The 17388-nt window shown below is 71.8% G+C and carries 20 protein-coding genes; 7 read left to right on the top strand and 13 right to left on the bottom strand.

The annotated features are described in order from the left end of the window. Positions 1-344: 344 nt before the first annotated feature. The 3 genes from ABTY15_RS01865 to ABTY15_RS01855 form a co-directional block, all read right to left on the bottom strand. Positions 345-2687: a non-reducing end alpha-L-arabinofuranosidase family hydrolase gene (locus tag ABTY15_RS01865; protein ID WP_350574590.1), complete on the bottom strand. Its 2343-nt coding sequence runs from the start codon at positions 2685-2687 to the stop codon at positions 345-347. 272 nt (positions 2688-2959) lie between these two features. Further along, positions 2960-3151, bottom strand: coding sequence for a DUF397 domain-containing protein (locus ABTY15_RS01860; protein ID WP_350574480.1), 192 nt, complete (start codon positions 3149-3151; stop codon positions 2960-2962). After that, entirely contained in the window at positions 3144-4007 is an 864-nt protein-coding gene (locus ABTY15_RS01855) for a helix-turn-helix domain-containing protein (protein WP_350574478.1), read from the bottom strand. The genes ABTY15_RS01860 and ABTY15_RS01855 overlap by 8 nt, the downstream gene beginning before the upstream one ends. A 255-nt stretch (positions 4008-4262) precedes the next feature. On the opposite strand from ABTY15_RS01855, the gene ABTY15_RS01850 reads away from it, so the two are divergent. After that, on the top strand, positions 4263-4622 hold the full coding sequence (locus ABTY15_RS01850; protein WP_350574476.1) for an ATP-binding protein: 360 nt from the start codon (positions 4263-4265) through the stop codon (positions 4620-4622). Then, positions 4622-4873 (top strand): hypothetical protein, encoded by a 252-nt coding sequence (locus ABTY15_RS01845; protein ID WP_350574474.1) that lies wholly within the window; start codon positions 4622-4624, stop codon positions 4871-4873. The genes ABTY15_RS01850 and ABTY15_RS01845 overlap by 1 nt, the downstream gene beginning before the upstream one ends. Positions 4874-4894: 21 nt before the next feature. Here ABTY15_RS01845 and ABTY15_RS01840 read toward each other — a convergent pair whose 3' ends face one another. The 6 genes from ABTY15_RS01840 to ABTY15_RS01815 form a co-directional block, all read right to left on the bottom strand. Then, on the bottom strand, positions 4895-5479 hold the full coding sequence (locus ABTY15_RS01840; protein ID WP_350574472.1) for a potassium channel family protein: 585 nt from the start codon (positions 5477-5479) through the stop codon (positions 4895-4897). Between the two features lie 51 nt (positions 5480-5530). Beyond that, entirely contained in the window at positions 5531-5758 is a 228-nt protein-coding gene (locus ABTY15_RS01835; RefSeq protein WP_350574470.1) for a response regulator transcription factor, read from the bottom strand. 347 nt (positions 5759-6105) lie between these two features. Next, positions 6106-6399 (bottom strand): Sec-independent protein translocase subunit TatA, encoded by a 294-nt coding sequence (gene tatA, locus ABTY15_RS01830; RefSeq protein ID WP_350574469.1) that lies wholly within the window; start codon positions 6397-6399, stop codon positions 6106-6108. Between the two features lie 238 nt (positions 6400-6637). After that, on the bottom strand, positions 6638-7030 hold the full coding sequence (locus ABTY15_RS01825; protein ID WP_350574467.1) for a YidH family protein: 393 nt from the start codon (positions 7028-7030) through the stop codon (positions 6638-6640). A 126-nt stretch (positions 7031-7156) separates the two neighbouring features. Next, positions 7157-7726, bottom strand: coding sequence for a methyltransferase family protein (locus ABTY15_RS01820; protein ID WP_350574465.1), 570 nt, complete (start codon positions 7724-7726; stop codon positions 7157-7159). A gap of 107 nt (positions 7727-7833) precedes the next feature. After that, on the bottom strand, positions 7834-8478 hold the full coding sequence (locus tag ABTY15_RS01815; RefSeq protein WP_350574463.1) for a class I SAM-dependent methyltransferase: 645 nt from the start codon (positions 8476-8478) through the stop codon (positions 7834-7836). Positions 8479-8555: 77 nt separating this feature from the next. On the opposite strand from ABTY15_RS01815, the gene ABTY15_RS01810 reads away from it, so the two are divergent. Further along, positions 8556-8807, top strand: a complete 252-nt coding sequence (locus tag ABTY15_RS01810; protein WP_350574588.1) for a type II toxin-antitoxin system Phd/YefM family antitoxin — start codon at positions 8556-8558, stop codon at positions 8805-8807. Positions 8808-8992: 185 nt separating this feature from the next. Here the strand turns inward: ABTY15_RS01810 and ABTY15_RS01805 are convergent, their stop codons facing one another. After that, entirely contained in the window at positions 8993-10582 is a 1590-nt protein-coding gene (locus ABTY15_RS01805; RefSeq protein WP_350574461.1) for an MFS transporter, read from the bottom strand. Between the two features lie 122 nt (positions 10583-10704). Here ABTY15_RS01805 and ABTY15_RS01800 point away from each other — a divergent pair, with 122 nt between their 5' ends. After that, positions 10705-11298, top strand: a complete 594-nt coding sequence (locus ABTY15_RS01800; RefSeq protein WP_350574459.1) for a TetR/AcrR family transcriptional regulator — start codon at positions 10705-10707, stop codon at positions 11296-11298. Positions 11299-11374: 76 nt separating this feature from the next. On the opposite strand, the gene ABTY15_RS01795 is transcribed toward ABTY15_RS01800, so the two are convergent. Beyond that, positions 11375-11692, bottom strand: a complete 318-nt coding sequence (locus ABTY15_RS01795) for a cupin domain-containing protein (protein ID WP_350574458.1) — start codon at positions 11690-11692, stop codon at positions 11375-11377. Between the two features lie 135 nt (positions 11693-11827). Between ABTY15_RS01795 and ABTY15_RS01790 the strand changes: the two genes are divergently transcribed. Next, positions 11828-12094, top strand: coding sequence for a hypothetical protein (locus ABTY15_RS01790; protein WP_350574456.1), 267 nt, complete (start codon positions 11828-11830; stop codon positions 12092-12094). A gap of 127 nt (positions 12095-12221) precedes the next feature. On the opposite strand, the gene ABTY15_RS01785 is transcribed toward ABTY15_RS01790, so the two are convergent. Further along, on the bottom strand, positions 12222-13379 hold the full coding sequence (locus tag ABTY15_RS01785) for an acyl-CoA dehydrogenase family protein (protein ID WP_350574454.1): 1158 nt from the start codon (positions 13377-13379) through the stop codon (positions 12222-12224). A gap of 224 nt (positions 13380-13603) precedes the next feature. Between ABTY15_RS01785 and ABTY15_RS01780 the strand changes: the two genes are divergently transcribed. Next, positions 13604-14818: a TetR/AcrR family transcriptional regulator gene (locus ABTY15_RS01780; protein WP_350574452.1), complete on the top strand. Its 1215-nt coding sequence runs from the start codon at positions 13604-13606 to the stop codon at positions 14816-14818. A gap of 59 nt (positions 14819-14877) precedes the next feature. On the opposite strand, the gene ABTY15_RS01775 is transcribed toward ABTY15_RS01780, so the two are convergent. Beyond that, positions 14878-15201: a hypothetical protein gene (locus ABTY15_RS01775; RefSeq protein ID WP_350574450.1), complete on the bottom strand. Its 324-nt coding sequence runs from the start codon at positions 15199-15201 to the stop codon at positions 14878-14880. A gap of 230 nt (positions 15202-15431) precedes the next feature. On the opposite strand from ABTY15_RS01775, the gene ABTY15_RS01770 reads away from it, so the two are divergent. Next, entirely contained in the window at positions 15432-17381 is a 1950-nt protein-coding gene (locus tag ABTY15_RS01770; protein ID WP_350574448.1) for an ATP-binding protein, read from the top strand. Positions 17382-17388 lie beyond the last annotated feature (7 nt).

The following is a 17388-nucleotide window of genomic DNA, read 5'->3' as shown; positions in this document are numbered from 1 at the left end:
CACCGTACGCACTCGCGGCCCCTCGCTCGGTGAGAGCGAGGAGCCGCAGGGGTTGGCTGGTTTCGCAGGGGGCGACGTGGGAAGTCGGCCCGGCCGACCCTTGTGATGGGCGGCGTCAGGTGCAGGACGCCCCCTCGCGCGGGTGTGTGCGAGGAGAAGGCGTGGTTGTGCCTCGGTCCGTACCGCGATGAAAGTCCGCGAAACGGAGGAACCCCAGCCGACGCACGGCTGGGGTTCCTCGCTGCGGTGAGTGTCGGTCAGCAGATGGAGTTACCCACGTCGTGAACTGCTCGTCCACGTGCCGGCGGATTGCACCCGATCGCGATCACCTTTGATCGGGTGGGTCAGCGCTGAAGGGTGAGGACACCCGGGCGCCAGGGGAGCTGGTCGTAGGGGCCGGTCGCGCTGGGCGACTTGCCCTGGTAGAGGAACTGGAGGTTGCAGGGGTCGATGGTCATCGTCTGGTCGGGGTTGTTGCGGACCAGGTCGCCGTGGCTGATGTCGTTGGTCCAGTTGGCGCCGCTGTTGGCCTTGCCGGCGAAGGGGTTGTTCTCGCTGGCGGCCTGCGGGGTCCACGAGCCGTTGAGGCTGGTGGCGGTGAAGGAGCGGAAGTAGCGTCCGTTCGCGCCCATCGCCTCGACGATCATCAGGTACTGGTTCTGGTCCTTGACCTTGTAGACCTGCGGGGCCTCGAAGAGGTTGGCGGTCGAGTCGCTCATGACGGTCGTGTAGGACGAGCCGAAGTTGCCCGGGAAGTTCCCGATCGGCATGCTCGCCCGGTAGATGTTGCCGTTGTCACCGGCGAAGAACAGGTACATGTTCTGGTCGTCGGCGATCAGGGTCTGGTCGATCGGCCCGGTGCTGGACTTGGGCAGACTGCCGGTGAACAGCGGCTGCGGCGCGGACCAGCCGTTGGGGTTCGTCGGGTCGGTCGAGGTGCGGTAGATGAACGGCCACTGGCCCCACTGGTACGCCAGCACCCAGATCTTCTTGGGCGCGAAGTAGAACAGGGTCGGCGCCGTCGCGGCCTGGCCCATCCCGGTCTGCCCGGCGGACGCCATGTCCGACCAGTTGGTGAACGGGCTGAACATCATCGAGCCGTACGAGGACCCGTTCACGTTCGAGGCGTAGATCAGGTGCTTGCCGTTGTACACGACATCGGTGAAGTCCTTCACCGACGCCCACCCGTTCGCCGGATGCGCCAACTCCCCGGTGGAGGACCACCGGTACGTCGACGGCAGAGCGCAGGTGCCGCCCGGCGCGGGCGTGGTCGGGGTCGGGGCCGGGGCGGGCGACCCGGTCGACCGGAGGGTCCAGTGCTGGTTGGCGGCGCCCCAGGAGTCCCAGATCTGGACGGGGGTGCCGTTGGCGGTCTGGTTGCCGGGCGTCTCCAGGGCCTTGCCGGAGGCGACGTTGGTGAGGGTGTAGGAGCCGTCGCTGTTGCGGGCGGCCTTCCAGCGCTGGTTGGCGCCGCCGTTGTTGTCCCAGACCAGCAGCTTCGTGCCGTTGGTGGCCTGGCCGGCCGGATCGTCCAGGACCCGGCCGCTGGCGATGTTGGTGAAGGTGTAGGAGCCGTCGCCGTTCTTGGTGGCCCGCCACTGCTGGTTGCTGGCTCCGCTGGCGTCCCACACCTGGAGCGGGGTGCCGTTGCCGTTCTGTCCGGCGAGCTCGTCGAGGACGCGCCCACCGGCGCCCATCGCGGAGAGCGTGTAGACGGTGCCGGAGTTGATCGCGCCGTCCGGCGTGCCGCCGCCGGCGCCGCCGAAGGTGGTGAGGACGGCGTTGTAGGCGGGCTTCCTGTTTCCGCTGCCGTCGAACAGCAGCGGGTTCTCGCCGCCGCGCCAGGAGTCGCTGTCCCGGATGCCCCACAGGGTGATGCCGGTGCAGCGGGCGACGTTGAGGCAGGACTGGACGGCGCTGGTGTAGGCGGCCGGGGACGCCTGGGCGATGTCGAGCTCGGTGAGCTGGACGTCGACGCCGAGCGCGGCGAAGTTGGACAGCGTGGTCTGGAAGCTGGCCGGGGGGCCGCCGGCGCCGAAGTGGCTCTGGAAGCCGACGCAGTCGATGGGCACGCCGCGGGCCTTGAAGTCCTTGACCATGCTGTAGACGCCCTGGGTCTTGGCGTCCGTCCAGTTTTCGAGGTTGTAGTCGTTGTAACAGAGCTTGGCCGAGGAGTCGACGCTGCGGGCTGTGCGGAAGGCCTCCTCGATGAAGCCGTTGCCCAGCACGTTCTGGAACACCGAGCTGCGGTGCTGGCCGCTGCCGCCGTCGGCGAACGCCTCGTTGACCACGTCCCAGGCGTAGATCTTGCCCTTGTAGTGCGACATCTCCTGGGTGATGTGGTTGTTCATCACGCTGCGCAGGGTGTTCGCGTCGTTGATCGACGAGACCCAGTTGGGCAGTTGGGAGTGCCAGACCAGGGTGTGGCCGCGCATCTTCTGGCCGTGCGCGGCGGCGTGGTTGACGATCCCGTCGGCCGGGCCGAAGTTGAACGAGCCGCGGGACGGCTCGGTGCTGTCCCACTTCATCTCGTTCTCCGGGGTGATCGTGTTGAACTCCCGGTCGAGAATGCCCGAGTAGCTCGAGTCGCCGAGCCTTCCCGAGGCCACCGCCGTGCCGAAGTAGCGCCCGCTGCGGGCGGCCGCGTCGGCGACCACCGTTGGGGCGTTGGTCGTGTTGGTGGCCATGGCGACCAGCGGGACGGCGGCACCCGCCGCAGCGAGAGCCGCGGAGATGGCGATCACGCGGCGGGTCGCCGGACGGCGGCGATGAGAGGTGTTCTGATCTGGCAAGGGCTCGTCCCTCTAGAGCAGTGGGCCTTCGTCTCGGCCTCGGTTACCTGCCAGTTGCCGCCGCACGCGCGAAGGTTGCCGCGATCGGGGAAGAATTTTTTTGTCGATCCGGAGACTGGCGCCGCCCTGGTCGGCCCCTTGCGAGGAGCAAGGGGCCGCCGGTTTGGTCAGGCGTGGTGGTCGAACTCGCCGGCCTTGATGCCGTGGAGGAGCGCGGCGAACTTGGCAGGGGTGGCGTAGAGGATGGTGGCACCCTCGTCGGACTCGCGGAGTTCGATCAACCCGGCGACCGTCCGGACCTCGACACACTCATTGTTCGCCGCGCTATAGCTCGACTTCTGCCACTTGGGGTCAGGCATACCTTGCTTCCACTTCCTTCTTGATGGATCGAATGAAGTCTCGCGACCCATCCTCGGAAATCGCAACGGCGTCCATGCGCTCGAAGATGACTCGATGCCTGGCCAGGTCGGCGGGGGCATCGAAGAACAAGGTGCCTTGAGAGACATCCATCTGGACGGTGTCCAGCTCGGGTACCACGCCCTCGGCGAAGGTCAGGTTCTCGCCCGCGCCGGGGTAGGTATCGACATCGAACGGCAGCACCCTGATTGAGATCCCGCTCTCCACGGAGTCTTCCGTGAGGGCTTCGAGCTGCTCTGCGAGCACCTTTGGGCCACCGAACTGCATTCGCAGCGCAGCCTCATGGATGAACGCTCGGAGCGGGATCTTTCCGGAACGGACCACCTGCTGCCGTTGCACGCGGAAGGCGGTTCGGACATCGATGTCCTTGCGAGGCAGTGGCGGATAGACGCGGGCGAAGACCGCAGACGCGTAGGTTCCGGTCTGGAGCAGGCCAGGGATGTAGGTGGTGGTGCAAACGGCGAGTGTCTTGGCGTGATGCTCGATCTCTGCGACCTCAAGGAAGTCCATTGTCAGGACCTCGCGGTACTCCTCCCACCATCCACGCCCGCGTTCGGCGGTCATGTTGGTGAGAGCGTCGATCAGAGGGCGGTTTGCGCAGTTGCACGCGGCGGCGATGGTGCGTAGGCGGTCGGCACTGATTCCGATCCGCCCTGATTCCATCTGAGTGACTTGGGCGGGGTTCATTCCGACGAGTCGGCCGAGTTCAGAGCCGCCGTAGCCAGCCTGCTCGCGCATCCTCCGCAGCTCGATGCCAAACCGGCGCTGGCGGAGGGTCGGGTTGGCGCGTGGGGGCATGGCTTCCTTCCGAAGGTGCAGTCGCGTCAAGTCTGCCGCGCTGGCGAAGCATTGGTCTACCGGATCCCACGATAGAGGGAAGTTCCCGAAGGGGTGGAAAATTGGCCACCCCTGTGCGCTATGGTCGATGTCACATCGATCCGACGGATCGTCAGTAATGCCTGCTCGCAAGCGCCGCAGAGCAGCCATGCCCATCGGCCTGGCCTGGCTCACGGTGACCTATCCGTCCCTCCACAACGCCTCGGGAGAACTCCCATGCGTCACTGCAACACGCCCTCGCTCGCCATCGCCCGCCAGTCCCTCGTCGACGCCATGACCCGCGCGGGGTGGCCGCCCTCCGTCATCGCGGACGCCGAGCTCGCGCTCTGCGAGCTCCTCGTCAACGCCTGGCGGCACGGGGGCACCCCCGCGCCCGTCGTCCTCATCCTCGCCCTCGACGGGACCCTCCGGGTCTCCGTCTCCGACGAGGGCCCCGCTCTGCCCGACCCGCGAACGCCCGACCTCCTCGCCGAGTCCGGCCGGGGCCTCCAGCTCGTCGCGGGCCTCACCCACCGTTGGGGCGTGGACCCGCAGAAGCGCGGCAAGTCGGTCTGGTTCGAGCTGGACGCCGCGTAATGAACAACCGCCACCCGATGAAGCCGACCGACCCCCGCGTCCGGCACTACACCGAGGCCCAGATCCGCACCCTCATCGCCGAAGTCCACGAGCGCGGCAAGAGGTTCGGCCTCGTCTGGCCCTCCGCGACCACCGACGCCACCCTCGACGGCCGCGTTCTCGTCCGCTTCAACACCGCGCCCGTCACCACCCTCCTCAACCTGCTGAATCTCCTCCTCGACGCCGAACGGGACGACCCGTGCGATACCTGATCGCCACGGCCTTCGCCGTCCTCATTGCCCTCGCTCTCGCCACCGTCGCCCTCGGCGTCGTCGCCGCTCTGCGGGCCGATCTCCGCCGTGTTGCAGCGCCCGCTGCTCCACAGTGCTGCGGATCGCCCGGGACAGGGTGCCGGCCGCCGCCGCCAGGAACACGAAGTTGTACCCGATCTGGAGGATCACCACGAGGCGTGCCGACTGACCCTGCGGGGTGATGTCGCCGTACCCCACCGTCGCCATCGTCACGATCGTGAAGTACAGCGCGTCCAGCCGGGTCTCCAGGCCCGCGAACTCCGCCTTGTGGGCGCCCATCGCGTAGTACGTCGCCGCGTAGATGGTCATGGTCAGGAAGATCAGGAAGATCAGCCAGACCACCGGCCGCTTCGCCGTCCCCCGCATCACGCCCATGATCTTCCCCAGCAGCAGCGCCGTCAGCCCGACCAGCGCCGCCGCGAAGACCAGCCAGCTCAGCACCGGCCGCCGTTCGCCGAACCACTGCAGCGGGAGCGTGAAGTACCCGACCATCAGCAACGTGGACGCGCCCAGTAGCCAGTACCAGGCGCGGAAGTCGACGGACGGGGGCGGCTCGTTCTCGGACATCCAGTTCAGCCTCGTCCCCCGACACCGGGAATGCCCGCCCATCTACTCCATTCAGGCCAGCCCCTGCTGGATCGCCAGCACCGCCAGCCGTACCCGGTTCGGGCTCCCCGTCTTGGTCATCAGGTTCGAGACGTGGGTCTTCACCGTCGTCACGCCGAGGTGCATCCGCCCGGCGATCTCGGAGTTCGACAGCCCCTCGGCGAGGTGGCGCAACACCTCGCCCTCGCGCTCGGTGAACCGGGTGACCGCCTCCCGCCGCTCCGCCCCCGCCCAGCTCACCCGGACGGCCCGCCAGCAGCAGGTACCCCAGCCCGGACGCGATCAGCGCGAGCCGCAAGCCCGCCGTCCATCTCGTTCCCCGCATCCCACCGAACACCCCACCGACCCTAGGGCGGCTCCCGCGCGGGCTGATCGTCCCTCAGGCCGAGACCCGGGCTCCTCCTTCAGGCCGCCCGGGTGGCCGCCTGGTCCACGCCCGCCGGGACCTGGGTGTGTACGAGGCCGGTGATCCCGCTGGTCAGGGCCCCTCCGGTGGAGGGGCGCCGCACGCGGTACTTGGGACGGCGGAAGCCCCCGGCCGCCGCGTCGAGGACGGGCTGCCGGGGGCTTCCGGAGGAACGCGGGACTCAGGCGGTCGGCTCGGCCCGCTTGGTCTCGGCGGACGTGGTCACGTTGGTCGGCGTGACGGCCGGACGGTCGGCGGCCGGCTGCTGGGGCGCGGCCGTGCTCTGCGCGGTGCCGGCAGCGGCGGCGTCCGCCGGGGCGTCGTCCTCGCGCAGCGCCTTCGTCTCCGCCTTCAGGATGCGCATCGACTTGCCGAGGCCACGGGCCATCTCCGGCAGCTTCTTCGATCCGAACAGCAGGACTACGACCGCCAGCACCACCAGGAGGTGCCAGGGCTCAAGACCGTTCCGCAGCATCCCTGGCCACCGGTCCCTTCTTGTCTAGAGTCACGGGTGGGCTAGTGCCCGTGCTGGCCAGTATGCCTGGCCTTACCTGCGAACGGGTACACCGGACGGGAAACGCTGGCCAAAAACCAGGTGCCGTTCGAGCGGTACCCGAGTGTCGTCGGGCACCCCGGGGCAGGTCGGAAGCGCCCCCGGGGCCGGCAGGAAGCGCTCCCGGGGCAGGTCGGAAGCACCCTCGGGGCCGGTCCGCTCAATTCGCGTACCCGATGACCAGCCCGCACACCACCGCCGCGACCAGCGCCACCGCCGCCGACAGCACCAGCAGCACCCGGGTGCGCGGCAGCGGCGCGCCCGCCCGCATGGCCGCCTCCACCCGGGCCCAGCGCCGGTACGCCGACATCCCGAGCAGCGCGGCGCCCAGCGCGAACACGACGGCCAGCACCACGCGCACCGGGCGGGGCGCCAGGTCGGGGGTGAGCTGGTCGACCGCGATGCCGCCGGCGAGCAGGCCCAGCGAGGTCCGGATCCAGGCCAGGAAGGTCCGCTCGTTGGCGAGCGAGAAGCGGTAGTCCGGCGGACGCCGCTCCTCGTCGGGTTGCTCGGGCTCCGGCTGCTCGGGCGCGGCCCGCTCGGGCTCCGGCATCGCGGCCTCCTCCGGCCTGTCCTGGGCTCGGTGCGCCCGAGCCTAGGTGCGGTGGGCCGCATCCGCCCCTTCAGTGGCGGCCAGGTGTCCCAGCAGGCCCGGCGGACCCAGCGGACCCAGCAGACCTCAGTAGACGAAGGGGACGAGCCGCTTCGAGACCCGCTGGTACTCCGCGTACTCGGCCCCGAAGGCGGCCAGCAGCAGGCGCTCCTCGGCGGCGATCCGCCAGCCGTACGCGGCCAGCAGCAGCGCGAGCACCACCGGGGTGGCTGGCCAGCCGCCGAGGCTGAGCGCGTAGCCCGTCCAGACCAGCAGGCTGCCGGCGTAGCCGGGGTGGCGGACCAGCCGGTACGGGCCGCGGCGGACCACCCGCTGGGTGTCCACGGTGCGCAGGGTGCGGGTGTAGTAGCGGCCCAGGGTGCGCATGCCCCAGGCGCGCAGCGCCAGCCCGGCGGCGATCAGCGCCACTCCGGTCCAGCGGGCCCAGGGCGGCGCCTCGCCGATCGCGGTGCGGCCGAGGAGCGCCACGACCAGGGCCGAGGCGGCGTAGCCGGCGAACAGCAGTCGGGTCGAGCCGCGGTCGCGGTCGTCCGCGCGCCAGGTGCCGGCGGCGGCGTCCTCGCGGCGGCGCAGCAGCAGCTCGTACCCGGCCCAGCAGAGGATGCCGAGGACGGAGAGGAGGGTCGGCAGTGACATGCGGCGCCTCCTGGCGGTCGTAGGTACCCCTCAACGGTCCCCCTGCCCGGCCGCCGGGACACGCACCCGGGGGTGGAGGTGCCCGGCTCCACCCCGGGGTGGACCGTTCAGTCGGTGCGCCGGGCCAGCAGGTAGCCGCGCCGGGTGGGGGCCTCCTCCGGCAGGCCCTCGCGCTCCAGCCGCGCGGTGACGGTGAACCCGGCCTCGGCGAGCCGGGCGGCGACGGCGTCGGTCTCGAGGAAGTGGAAGTCGACGTCGACCTGGTGGCTCCACCACTCGTCCAGCCGCTTCACGGTCGTCCCCAGGTGGAACGAGACCAGCAGGACGCCGCCGGGCCGCAGCACCCGTCGTGCCTCGGCGAAGGCGGGCGCCAGCTCGTCCGGCTCCAGGTGGATCACCGAGTAAAGCGCCACGGCGGCGGCGAACTCGCCGTCGGCGGCGGGCAGTTCCAGCAGGTCGCCGGCGCGGAACGCGACCCCGGGGTGTTCCCGCCGGGCCAGCTCCACCATCCGGGGCGAGAGGTCGATCCCGACCACCTCGGCCCCGCGGGCGGCCAGCCACCCGGCCACGTGCCCGGGCCCGCAGCCGAGGTCGGCCACCACCCCGCCGGCCGCCTCCTCCAGCACCACGGCGAGCAGCGCCCGGTCCACCGGCTTGTGCGCCAGTTCACCCCCGATCCGCTCCAGGTACTGCTCGGCAACGGTGTCGTAACTGCCGCGCACCCGCTCGTGGTTGACCGTCATGGCGGCCATCCTGACAGGGTGAACCCCACGTGCAACAGGAGTACGACCACTACCTTGATGCCATGGGTGAGCCAGTGATCGAGTCGATGGCCGAGGTCCGCAGTCACCTGGCGGACGTGATCGACCGGGCGCGACGTGACGGGACTCCGACGATCATCACGAGGCGCGGCCGGCCGGAGGCGGTGGTGATCGACATCGCCGAGTACCAGCGCCTCAAGGAAGCCGCCGAACGGGCCGAGGACGAGTGGCTGAACCGCCTTGCGGACGAGGCTGAGGGCCGGCAAGGGGCCGTCTCCCTGGAGGAAATGGCCGCCATGCTTCGCGACCACCACGGCTGACCGCGGTAGGTCACGTCACGAAGTTCAGCGACTGCGGAGTGCTGGTCGTCTGGGTCATGGCGGTCGGCAACCGGCGTGAGATCTACCGGAACCGCTAGACCCGGACGGCGGAGAGCCCCCGCCCGGGGTCGGGCGGGGGCTCTCGATGACTCGCGTGGATCGTGCCGTGGGGTGGTGCCGTGGGGTCAGGCGGTGGCTTCCGCGGCCTCGGGGGCGGGGGTGGCGGCCGCGGGGGCGGCGGGGAGGTGGCGCATCAGGCGGTAGGCGAGGTACGCGGCGCCGAGGGCGAAGACCAGGCCGACCAGGGCGGCGACGTGCAGGCCGTCGGTGAAGGCGGACCGGGTGGTCTCCAGCAGATCGGCGCCGACCCGGCCCGGCAGGTGGGCGGCGACGGTGACCGCGCCACCGAGGGTGTCCTGGGCGGCCCGGGCGGCCTCACCGTCGACGCCCGCCGGGAGGGCACCGTCCAGCTGGTGCCGGTAGACCGCGGCGCCGGCCGCACCGAGCAGGGCGATGCCGAGCGAGCTGCCGAGTTCGACGGCGGTCTCCGAGGTGGCGGAGGCGGCGCCGGCCTGCTCGGCCGGGGCGGCGGAGACGACCATCTCGGCGGTCATGGTCATGGTGCCGACGGTGCCGGCGGCCAGCACGCCCGCCGCGGTGAGGACGAGAGCCAGCGGGGAGTGCGCGCCGACCTGGGTCATCAGCGCGAAGCCCGCCGCGCCGACCAGGAAGCCGCCGCCCATCAGGACCGCCGGGCGGACCTTGCCGGCGAGCGCCGAGCTGGTCCCGACGGCCGCGCCGACGCCGACGCTGGGGACCAGCGACCAGAGCGAGGCGCTGAACGGGCTCATGCCCTTCACCAGCTGGAGGTACTGCGAGGTGAAGAGGGCGAAGCCCATCATCGCGAACATCGCGATCGTGTTGACGCTGATCGCCCCGCTGAAGGTGCGGATCCGGAACAGGCTCAGGTCGAGCAGCGGGGCGGCGGCGGTGCGCTGGCGCCACACGAAGGCGGCGGCGAACAGCAGACCGGCTGGGACGGCGAGGGCGGGGAGCAGGCTCCAGCCTTCGACGGCGAGGGTCTTGACGCCGTAGACCAGCGGCAGGATCGCGGCCAGCGAGAGCACGGCGCCGAGCAGGTCGAAGCGGCCGTTGGGGGTCCCCCCGGCCGAAGGCTGGGGGAGGGTGGTGGAGCGGTACTCGGGGAGCAGGACCGGCGCGGCGAGCAGGACCAGGGCCATCACCGGGACGGCGAGCAGGAACGCGGAGCCCCACCAGAAGTGGTCGAGCAGCAGGCCGCCGGCGACCGGGCCGAGGGTGGCCCCGGCGGTGAGGATGCCGCCCCAGGCGCCGAGGGCGATCTGCCGCTGCTTGGGGTCGTGGAACATGTTGCGGATCAGCGCGAGCGTCGAGGGCATCACGGTGGCCCCGGCGGTACCGAGCAGGGCGCGGGCGGCGATCAGTTCGTCGGCACTGCCCGCCCAGGCGGCGAGCAGCGAGGCCCCGGCGAAGCCCGCGGCGCCGATCATCAGCAGCCGGCGGCGGCCGATCCGGTCGCCCAGCGCGCCCATGGTGATGAGCAGCCCGGCGAGCAGGAACGAGTACATGTCCATGATCCACAGCTGCTGGGTGCCGCTGGGCGCCAGCGTGGTGGAGATGTACGGGACGGCGAAGAAGAGCACGCCCATGTCCATGGCGAGGACGAGGGTCGGGAGCAGGAGGACGGCCAGGCCGATCCATTCGCGGCGGCCTGCACGGCCGGTGGTTGCGGTCATGGGGAAGACAGTACGGATGTGTCAGACGCTTGTCTAGTACGGATGTGCAAAACGAGCGTCCAAGACTTACGTCCAAGACGAACGTGCAAGACATATGTGTGGAACGCCCGTAGGATCGGGCCATGGGAAACCGCGAAGACCTGATGGCCGGCGCCAAGCGCTGCCTCTACGAGAAGGGCTACGGGCGTACCACCGCCCGTGACATCGCGAACGCCTCCGGCGTCAGCCTGGCCGCGATCGGCTACCACTTCGGCACCAAGGACGCGCTGCTCAACGCGGCGATGATCGAGGCGATCGGGGAGATGGGGGAGGCCCTGGCCACCGTGGTGGCCGAAGCCGGCCAGGTGTCGGAGTCTCCGGAGGTGCGCTTCGCCGCCATCTGGAACGGCCTGCGGGACGTCTTCGTCGAGCACCGCGGGCTCTGGGCGGCCCAGTTCGAGGCGCTCGCCCAGGCCGGGCAGGCCCCCGAGCTGGCGGAGGCCTTCGCCGCGGCCCAGAAGGAGGGCCGGCTGGGGCTCGCCGCGCTGTTCCAGGGGCTGCCCGAGGTGGCGGACACCGACGAGGAGCTCGTCCGGGGCGCCTTCTACCAGACACTGCTGGCCGGGTACGCCGCCCAGTGGCTGGCCGCGCCCGACCTGGTGCCCACCGGGGCTGACTTCGTGCTCGGACTGCGACTGGTCAGCGAGAGCGTGCTGGGGACCGGTCAGACGGACTGAGCCCTGGGGCCGGCCTCCTGGGGCCGAGCCCTCTGGCCGTCCTCCCGGGAGAGTCGTCCCCTGGAGGGTCGGCCGGCTAGGTGGTGACCGCGGTCAGCAGCACCACCGAGTCGACGTGCGCCAGCAGCCCGTGCCGCTCCTGGGGCACGGGCTCCAGCCGTCCGACCGGCAGCTCCTGAAGCTGCCCGGCGATGGTCAGCGATACCCGGCCGCGCAACACCTGGACGCTGCCGGCGCTCGGCGGGCTGTGCTCGTCCAGCGAGGTCCCGGCGGTCAGCGCGATCACCGTCTGCCGCAGGACGCCGTCGTGGAGCACCAGGTGGGCGCTGCGCCCGTGCGGGCTCTCGGCCGCCCGGGCGGTGTGCTCCACGGCGAGCTGTTCGAGATCGGGCATCGCACGTCCTCCTGGCCCTGCCTGCCGGGGTCCTGCGCCCAGGTTCGCGGACGCGCCCGGCTCCCGCACCCGGAGCCGCCCGCATCCGGACCCGCTCGACGTGCAGTTGTCGCCGACTACCCGCATCGTGGAGGCATGGCGACCAACGACAAACTCTTCAGTGGGTTCCAGGTCAACCGCTCGCTGCTGGCCGGCGGCGCGGTGCTCACCGGTCTCGGTGCGCTGCTCGGCGCGGCCGGGGCGGTGATGGTGTGCGCGGCGCTGGCCACGGCCGGCCGCAGCTGGGTGCGCAGCCTGGACACCCCGCCGACCGCGCTCGCCCACCGGGCCCTGCACGAGGCGAAGGTGGCATCCACCGCCGGCTACGAGGCCTGGCGGACGGAGCACAGTTCACCCAACTGACCGCATCCACACCGACCGCATCCACACCGACCGCGTCCGCACCGACCGCGTCCGCGCGGGGCACGGCGGGCCGCCATGGGGGTGCGGCCCGCCGCAGCTGTTGAACCCCCTACCGGACCTACCGGCCCTACAGGCCCAGCGACTTGGCGATGATGCTGCGCATGACCTCGCTGGTGCCGCCGTAGATCCGGAAGACCCGGTTGTCGGTGTAGAGGCGGGCGATCGGGTACTCCAGGATGTAGCCGTAACCACCGTGCAGCTGGAGGCACTTGTCGATCACGACGGAGGCCGACTCGGTGCAGAACAGCTTGGCGGCGGCCGCGTCCGCGACGGTCAGCTCGCCCTGCTGGTACAGCTCCAGCGCGCGGTCCACCATCGACTGCTGCGCCACCACCTGGGCCTCGCAGTCGGCCAGCGAGAACTTGGTGTTCTGGAACTCGGCCACCGCCTTGCCGAACACCTTGCGGTCCTTGACGTACTGGACCGCGAAGCGCACCGCCGCCGCGGCGGCCGCGTACGCGCCGACCGCGATCGCCAGCCGCTCCTGCACCAGGTTGTGGGTCAGGTAGGCGAACGCCTTGCCCTCCTCGCCGAGCAGGTTCTCCACCGGCACCTTGACGTCGGTGAACGCCAGCTCGGCGGTGTCCGAGGTGCGCAGGCCGATCTTCTGCAGCTTGCGGCCGACGCTGTAGCCCGCCGACGTGGTGTCCACGCAGAGGATGGACAGGCCCGCCCGGCGGTTGTCCGGGTCGTACGGGGAGGTGCGGCAGACCACCAGGACGAGGTCGGCCAGGACGCCGCCGGTGATGAAGGTCTTGGCGCCGTTCAGGACGTAGTGGGTGCCGTCCTCGGAGAGCCGCGCGGTGGTGGTGATGCCGGCGAGGTCGGAGCCGGCGCCCGGCTCGGTCATCGCGATCGCGGTCATGATGTCGCCGGAGACGAAGCCGGGCAGCCAGCGCTGCTTCTGCTCCTCGGTGGCGTACTCCAGCAGGTACGGCAGGACCAGCCCGGTGTGCACGCCCGAGGAGCCGAAGCTCACGCCCGCTCTCGCGGTCTCCTCGGCGATCACCGCCTGGTACTTGAAACCGCTCTCGCCGGCGCCGCCGTACTCCTCCGGCACCTCGATGCCGTACACGCCGAGCGCGCCGAGCTGGCGGTAGAAGTCGCGCGGCGGGTGACCGTCCGCCTCCCAGCTCTCGTAGACCGGCACGACCTCGTTGGCGATGAAGTCCCGGATGGTCTCCCGGAAGGCCTCGTGGTCCTCGTTGAACACGGTGCGGCGCACGGCGGCGCTCCCTTCGGTGGCGACCGGCTGGGGTGCCGGCTGGGGCTGAACGTGCCAGGTGATGGCCCCACAAGTTAATCCCCGGTAGCTTCGGCTGTCCAGGGTCGGTGCTCCGGCGGAACCCCGGTGATCACCGGCGGGCGGTGCGGACAAGTGAATCCTTGCTAGCCTGCCGTCGACCCTGCGGCAATCGGCCGACGGGCGCGAGCGGGAGGGGGTGGACCATGGTGGTCCGACGGCCGCCCGGGCGGCGCGCCCAGATCCTCGCGGTGGCCGCCGACCGCTTCCACCGCAGCGGCTACCACCAGGTCTCGATGACCGAGGTGGCCGCCGGGGTCGGCATCACCGCGCCCGCGCTCTACCGCCACTTCCGGGGCAAGCCGGAACTGCTCGACCGCGCCGTCCGGTTGGGGCTGGATGCGCTCGCCGACGGGCTGCGCGCCGCCCGCACCGTCGAGGAACTGGGCGCCGCACTGGCCGCCGTCGCCGTCGGGCACCGGCCGCTCGGCACCCTGGTGCAGCGCGACGCCCGGCTGCTGCCGCCGGCCCGGCGGGCGGCGCTGCGCCGCGAACTGCGCACGGACGTCGCGCTGATGACCGCCGTGCTGCGCGCCGAACGGCCCGAACTCGCGCTGGCGGAGGCTGAGTTGCTGTGCTGGTCGGCGCTCTCGGCCTGCGCCGGGCTGTCCTACCAGTCGGCCGCGCCGCAGCCGCGCCGGGCGGAGGCGCTGCTGCGCGACGTGGTCGCGGCGGTCCTCGCGGTGTCCCTGGACGGTGCTGCGACCGGCCCGGCGCTCGATGCAACCCCGGCCACTGTTGTGTCCGGGGCCCGGCCGCCGGCGCGGCGTGAGGAACTGCTCGCGGCGGCCGTCCGGCTCTTCCACGAGCGGGGCTTCGACAACGTCAGCACCGACCAACTCGGCGCGGCCGTCGGCATTTCCGGGCCGAGCGTGTACCGGCACTTCGACAGCAAGGCCCAGCTGCTGGCCGCCTCGCTGGTCCGCAGCCGGGAACGGCTCTGGCACGAGGTCGACGGCGCGATCGCGGCCGCCGGCACCGCGACCGGTACTGCTGCGGCCGCCGGCACCGCGGCCGGTACCGCCGCCGGGCCGGAGGCGGCGCTGGCGGCCGGGCTGGCCGCGTACGTCGGCTTCGCCCGGCGCAACGGTGACTACCTGGGCGCGATGCTCAGCGAGACGGAGCGGCTGGCGCCCCGGGACCGCCGGGCCGCGGTGGACTTCCGGCGCGACTTCCTGCGCACCTGGGTGGGCCTGCTGCGGGAGGTCCACCCCGAGTGCGACGCGGTCGAGGCCCGGATCCGGGTCCACGCCCTGTTCGCGCTGGTCAACGACGGGGTCCGGAACCGCCCGCACAGCGCGCGACCGGACCTCGGCGAGTGCCTGCTCCGCCTGGGGCGCGCCGTCCTCGGACTGTCCTGAGCCGGGTGCCCGCCCCGCGCTGGTGGGGCGGGCACCCGGCCCGGGGTGTGCCCAGCGGCCTAGTAGAGGACCTGCGGGTAGTACACCCGGGCGTCGAAGTTGCCGTTGCCCTGGAGGGCGCCGATGGTCCCGCCGTTGCCGGCGGCGGCGAGGCCGTTGTTCTGGTTGCTCGCGCCCGAACCGGTCGCCGTCTGCTGGGTGTTGACCACGTTGCCGTGGACGTTGCCGATCACGTTGTTGGAGCCGGTGTTGTTCACGACGCTGCTGTTGGAGTGGTCGACGGCACCCGCGCCGTTGTCGGCGTGGGCGGTGGCGGCACCGACGCCGACGAGGAGGAACGCCCCGAGGGCGGTGACGGCGGCGGCTGCGCGAATACGGGACACGCTGGTCTCCCTGAGCTGGAGTGCGAAAGGTGGCGCGATCCGGAGTGGCCGCTCCGAAAGCGCCGTTGCCTGACGTCGCACGCCCAGCATTCACCACGGGTGGGGACGAACTCCACCGAACGGGTGGCGATTCCCCCGATGGTGGGGACGCGGTCAATGGCGAGTTGACCACGCTCCGTCAGGGAGAAAGAAATGGTCGCCAGATAGTCGCACTGGCACACTGAGGACCCATGTCTGAAGGTGCCCAGCCCGATCCCACCCCCGCCGAGGATCTGCGGACCACCGAGGTCGATCTCGGCGGCCTGGTGAACGTCCTCGCCACCCACCTCTACTCCACCCCGCTGGTCGCCCTGCGCGAACTCGTCCAGAACGCCCACGACTCGCACACCCGGCGGCTCCTGGAGGACCCGGACGGCGACCACCTGCGGCTGATCCGGGTGCGCGGCGACGCCCGCCGCCGGACCGTCGCCATCGAGGACACCGGGGCCGGCCTCACCGAGCCGGAGATCCACGCCTACCTCGCCACCGTCGGCACCGGCTACACCCGGATGCTGCGCGAACTCACCGGCAGCCAGGAGCTGATCGGCGCCTTCGGCCTCGGCTTCCTGTCCGCCTTCTCGGTCGCCGACGAGGTCGTGGTCACCACCACCTCGCACCGCGAGCCGCACCTCGGCCACCGCTACCGCAGCCGCGGCGGCCAGCAGTACCGGGTCGACCGGGTGCCCGCCCGGCCGCGGCCCGGCACCGTCGTCGAACTGGCCCTCAAGGTCGAGCACGGGCACCTCGCCGACGAGGACGCGCTGCGCGAAGTCCTCGGCCGGTACTGCGCGTTGCTGCCCATCCCGGTGTACGTCGGGGACGACGAGGCGCCCGTCAACGCGGCCGAGGTCCCCTGGCGCCGGGAGCAGGCGGCGGAAGGCGACCAGCACGCCGCCCGGATGCGCTTCGCCACCGCGTTCGGCCGCCGCTTCGAGCCGCTGACCGCCTTCCCGGTCCACCCGGTCGAGGGCGGCACCGACGCGATCGGCCTGCTCTGGGTCCAGGACGGCGGCACCTACGGCAGCAGCGACAACCGCGACCTCGCCGTCTACCTGCGCGGCATGCTGCTCGCCGAGGACGCCCGCGAACTGCTGCCCAGCTGGGCCGGGTTCATCGGCGGCGTGGTCGAGTCCAGCCGGCTCACCCCCACCGCCAGCCGCGAGGACCTCCAGCGCGACGAGCACTACCGCGCGCTCCAGCGCACCCTCACCGACGCCATCGTCGACGGCCTGTACGAGACCGCCCGGTTGCGGCCGGCCGCCTGGCGCCGGATCCTCACCCGGCACGGCCAGGACCTGCTCGGTGCCGCGCTCTGCGACGACCGGCTGTTCACCCTGCTCGCCGACGACGTCCCGGTGCCCACCTCCCAGGGTGACCTCACCGCGGGCGCGCTGCGGGCCGCCGGGGCCGGCGCGGTGCACGTCGCGCTCGGCAGCGGGGGCGGCTTCGAGGAGATGCTGTACCGGGCGATGCAGGTGCCGATCGCGCGCGGCGACCGCTACGCCGTGCTGCCGTTCCTGCGCCGCTACGCCCAACTGCGCGGCTGCCGGCTGGTCGAGCTGGGCAGCGAGCAGGGCAACCGCGAACTGTTCCGCGACCCGGAGCGGCCGCTGCCCGCGGAGGAGGCCGCCTGGCTGGCCGGCGCCCTCGCCGACGAGGGCGAGCAGCTGGTTCCGGCCCGGTTCGACCCGCCCGGCCTGCCGCTGGTCCTGGTGCCGGACCGGGAGGCCGAGTTGAAGGCCCGGATCGAGGACGACCAGGCCGACGCCCGGATCCCGTCCGCGGCGCTGCGGCTGGCCCGGGCGTTCACCGCCCGCACCGACGGCGCGGTCAAGGCCCGGCTCTACCTCAACCTGGCCTGTCCGGCCGTCCAGGACCTGCTCACCGCCTACCGCACCGGGCACACCGGCAGCGCCACGGCGGCCGGGCTGCTCCGCTCGCTCAAGGTGATCATGGCCGCGGCGGGTCCGGCGGGTCCGGCGGGTCCGGCGGGTCCGGCTGGTCCGGGGGGCTCGGCCGGCGGTGACCTCACCGCCGCGCTGGCCGGGGTCGGCACCGCGGTCTCCGCGCTCACCGCCGCCGTCCCGGTGGGCCTCCCGGAGGTCCCGGACAGCCCGGGCGACCTCCCGGACGAGGCGTGAGGGACGC

The organism is Kitasatospora sp. NPDC097643 (assembly GCF_040302625.1).
GTDB lineage: Bacteria > Actinomycetota > Actinomycetes > Streptomycetales > Streptomycetaceae > Kitasatospora.
This window is presented reverse-complemented; position numbering and strand designations above follow the sequence as displayed.

Bases quoted from the DNA above. Each gene is read 5' to 3' on its own strand.
- ABTY15_RS01810 (WP_350574588.1), top strand. From the start codon at position 8,556: ATGGCCGAGGTCCGCAGTCACCTGGCGGACGTGATCGACCGGGCGCGA.
- ABTY15_RS01770 (WP_350574448.1), top strand. From the start codon at position 15,432: ATGTCTGAAGGTGCCCAGCCCGATCCCACCCCCGCCGAGGATCTGCGG.
- ABTY15_RS01790 (WP_350574456.1), top strand. From the start codon at position 11,828: ATGGCGACCAACGACAAACTCTTCAGTGGGTTCCAGGTCAACCGCTCG.
- ABTY15_RS01815 (WP_350574463.1), bottom strand. From the start codon at position 8,478: ATGGCCGCCATGACGGTCAACCACGAGCGGGTGCGCGGCAGTTACGAC.
- ABTY15_RS01865 (WP_350574590.1), bottom strand. From the start codon at position 2,687: ATGGCCACCAACACGACCAACGCCCCAACGGTGGTCGCCGACGCGGCC.
- ABTY15_RS01845 (WP_350574474.1), top strand. From the start codon at position 4,622: ATGAACAACCGCCACCCGATGAAGCCGACCGACCCCCGCGTCCGGCAC.
- ABTY15_RS01795 (WP_350574458.1), bottom strand. From the start codon at position 11,692: ATGCCCGATCTCGAACAGCTCGCCGTGGAGCACACCGCCCGGGCGGCC.
- ABTY15_RS01780 (WP_350574452.1), top strand. From the start codon at position 13,604: ATGGTGGTCCGACGGCCGCCCGGGCGGCGCGCCCAGATCCTCGCGGTG.
- ABTY15_RS01820 (WP_350574465.1), bottom strand. From the start codon at position 7,726: ATGTCACTGCCGACCCTCCTCTCCGTCCTCGGCATCCTCTGCTGGGCC.
- ABTY15_RS01840 (WP_350574472.1), bottom strand. From the start codon at position 5,479: ATGTCCGAGAACGAGCCGCCCCCGTCCGTCGACTTCCGCGCCTGGTAC.
- ABTY15_RS01850 (WP_350574476.1), top strand. From the start codon at position 4,263: ATGCGTCACTGCAACACGCCCTCGCTCGCCATCGCCCGCCAGTCCCTC.
- ABTY15_RS01805 (WP_350574461.1), bottom strand. From the start codon at position 10,582: ATGACCGCAACCACCGGCCGTGCAGGCCGCCGCGAATGGATCGGCCTG.
- ABTY15_RS01800 (WP_350574459.1), top strand. From the start codon at position 10,705: ATGGGAAACCGCGAAGACCTGATGGCCGGCGCCAAGCGCTGCCTCTAC.
- tatA (WP_350574469.1), bottom strand. From the start codon at position 6,399: ATGCTGCGGAACGGTCTTGAGCCCTGGCACCTCCTGGTGGTGCTGGCG.
- ABTY15_RS01860 (WP_350574480.1), bottom strand. From the start codon at position 3,151: ATGCCTGACCCCAAGTGGCAGAAGTCGAGCTATAGCGCGGCGAACAAT.
- ABTY15_RS01855 (WP_350574478.1), bottom strand. From the start codon at position 4,007: ATGCCCCCACGCGCCAACCCGACCCTCCGCCAGCGCCGGTTTGGCATC.
- ABTY15_RS01825 (WP_350574467.1), bottom strand. From the start codon at position 7,030: ATGCCGGAGCCCGAGCGGGCCGCGCCCGAGCAGCCGGAGCCCGAGCAA.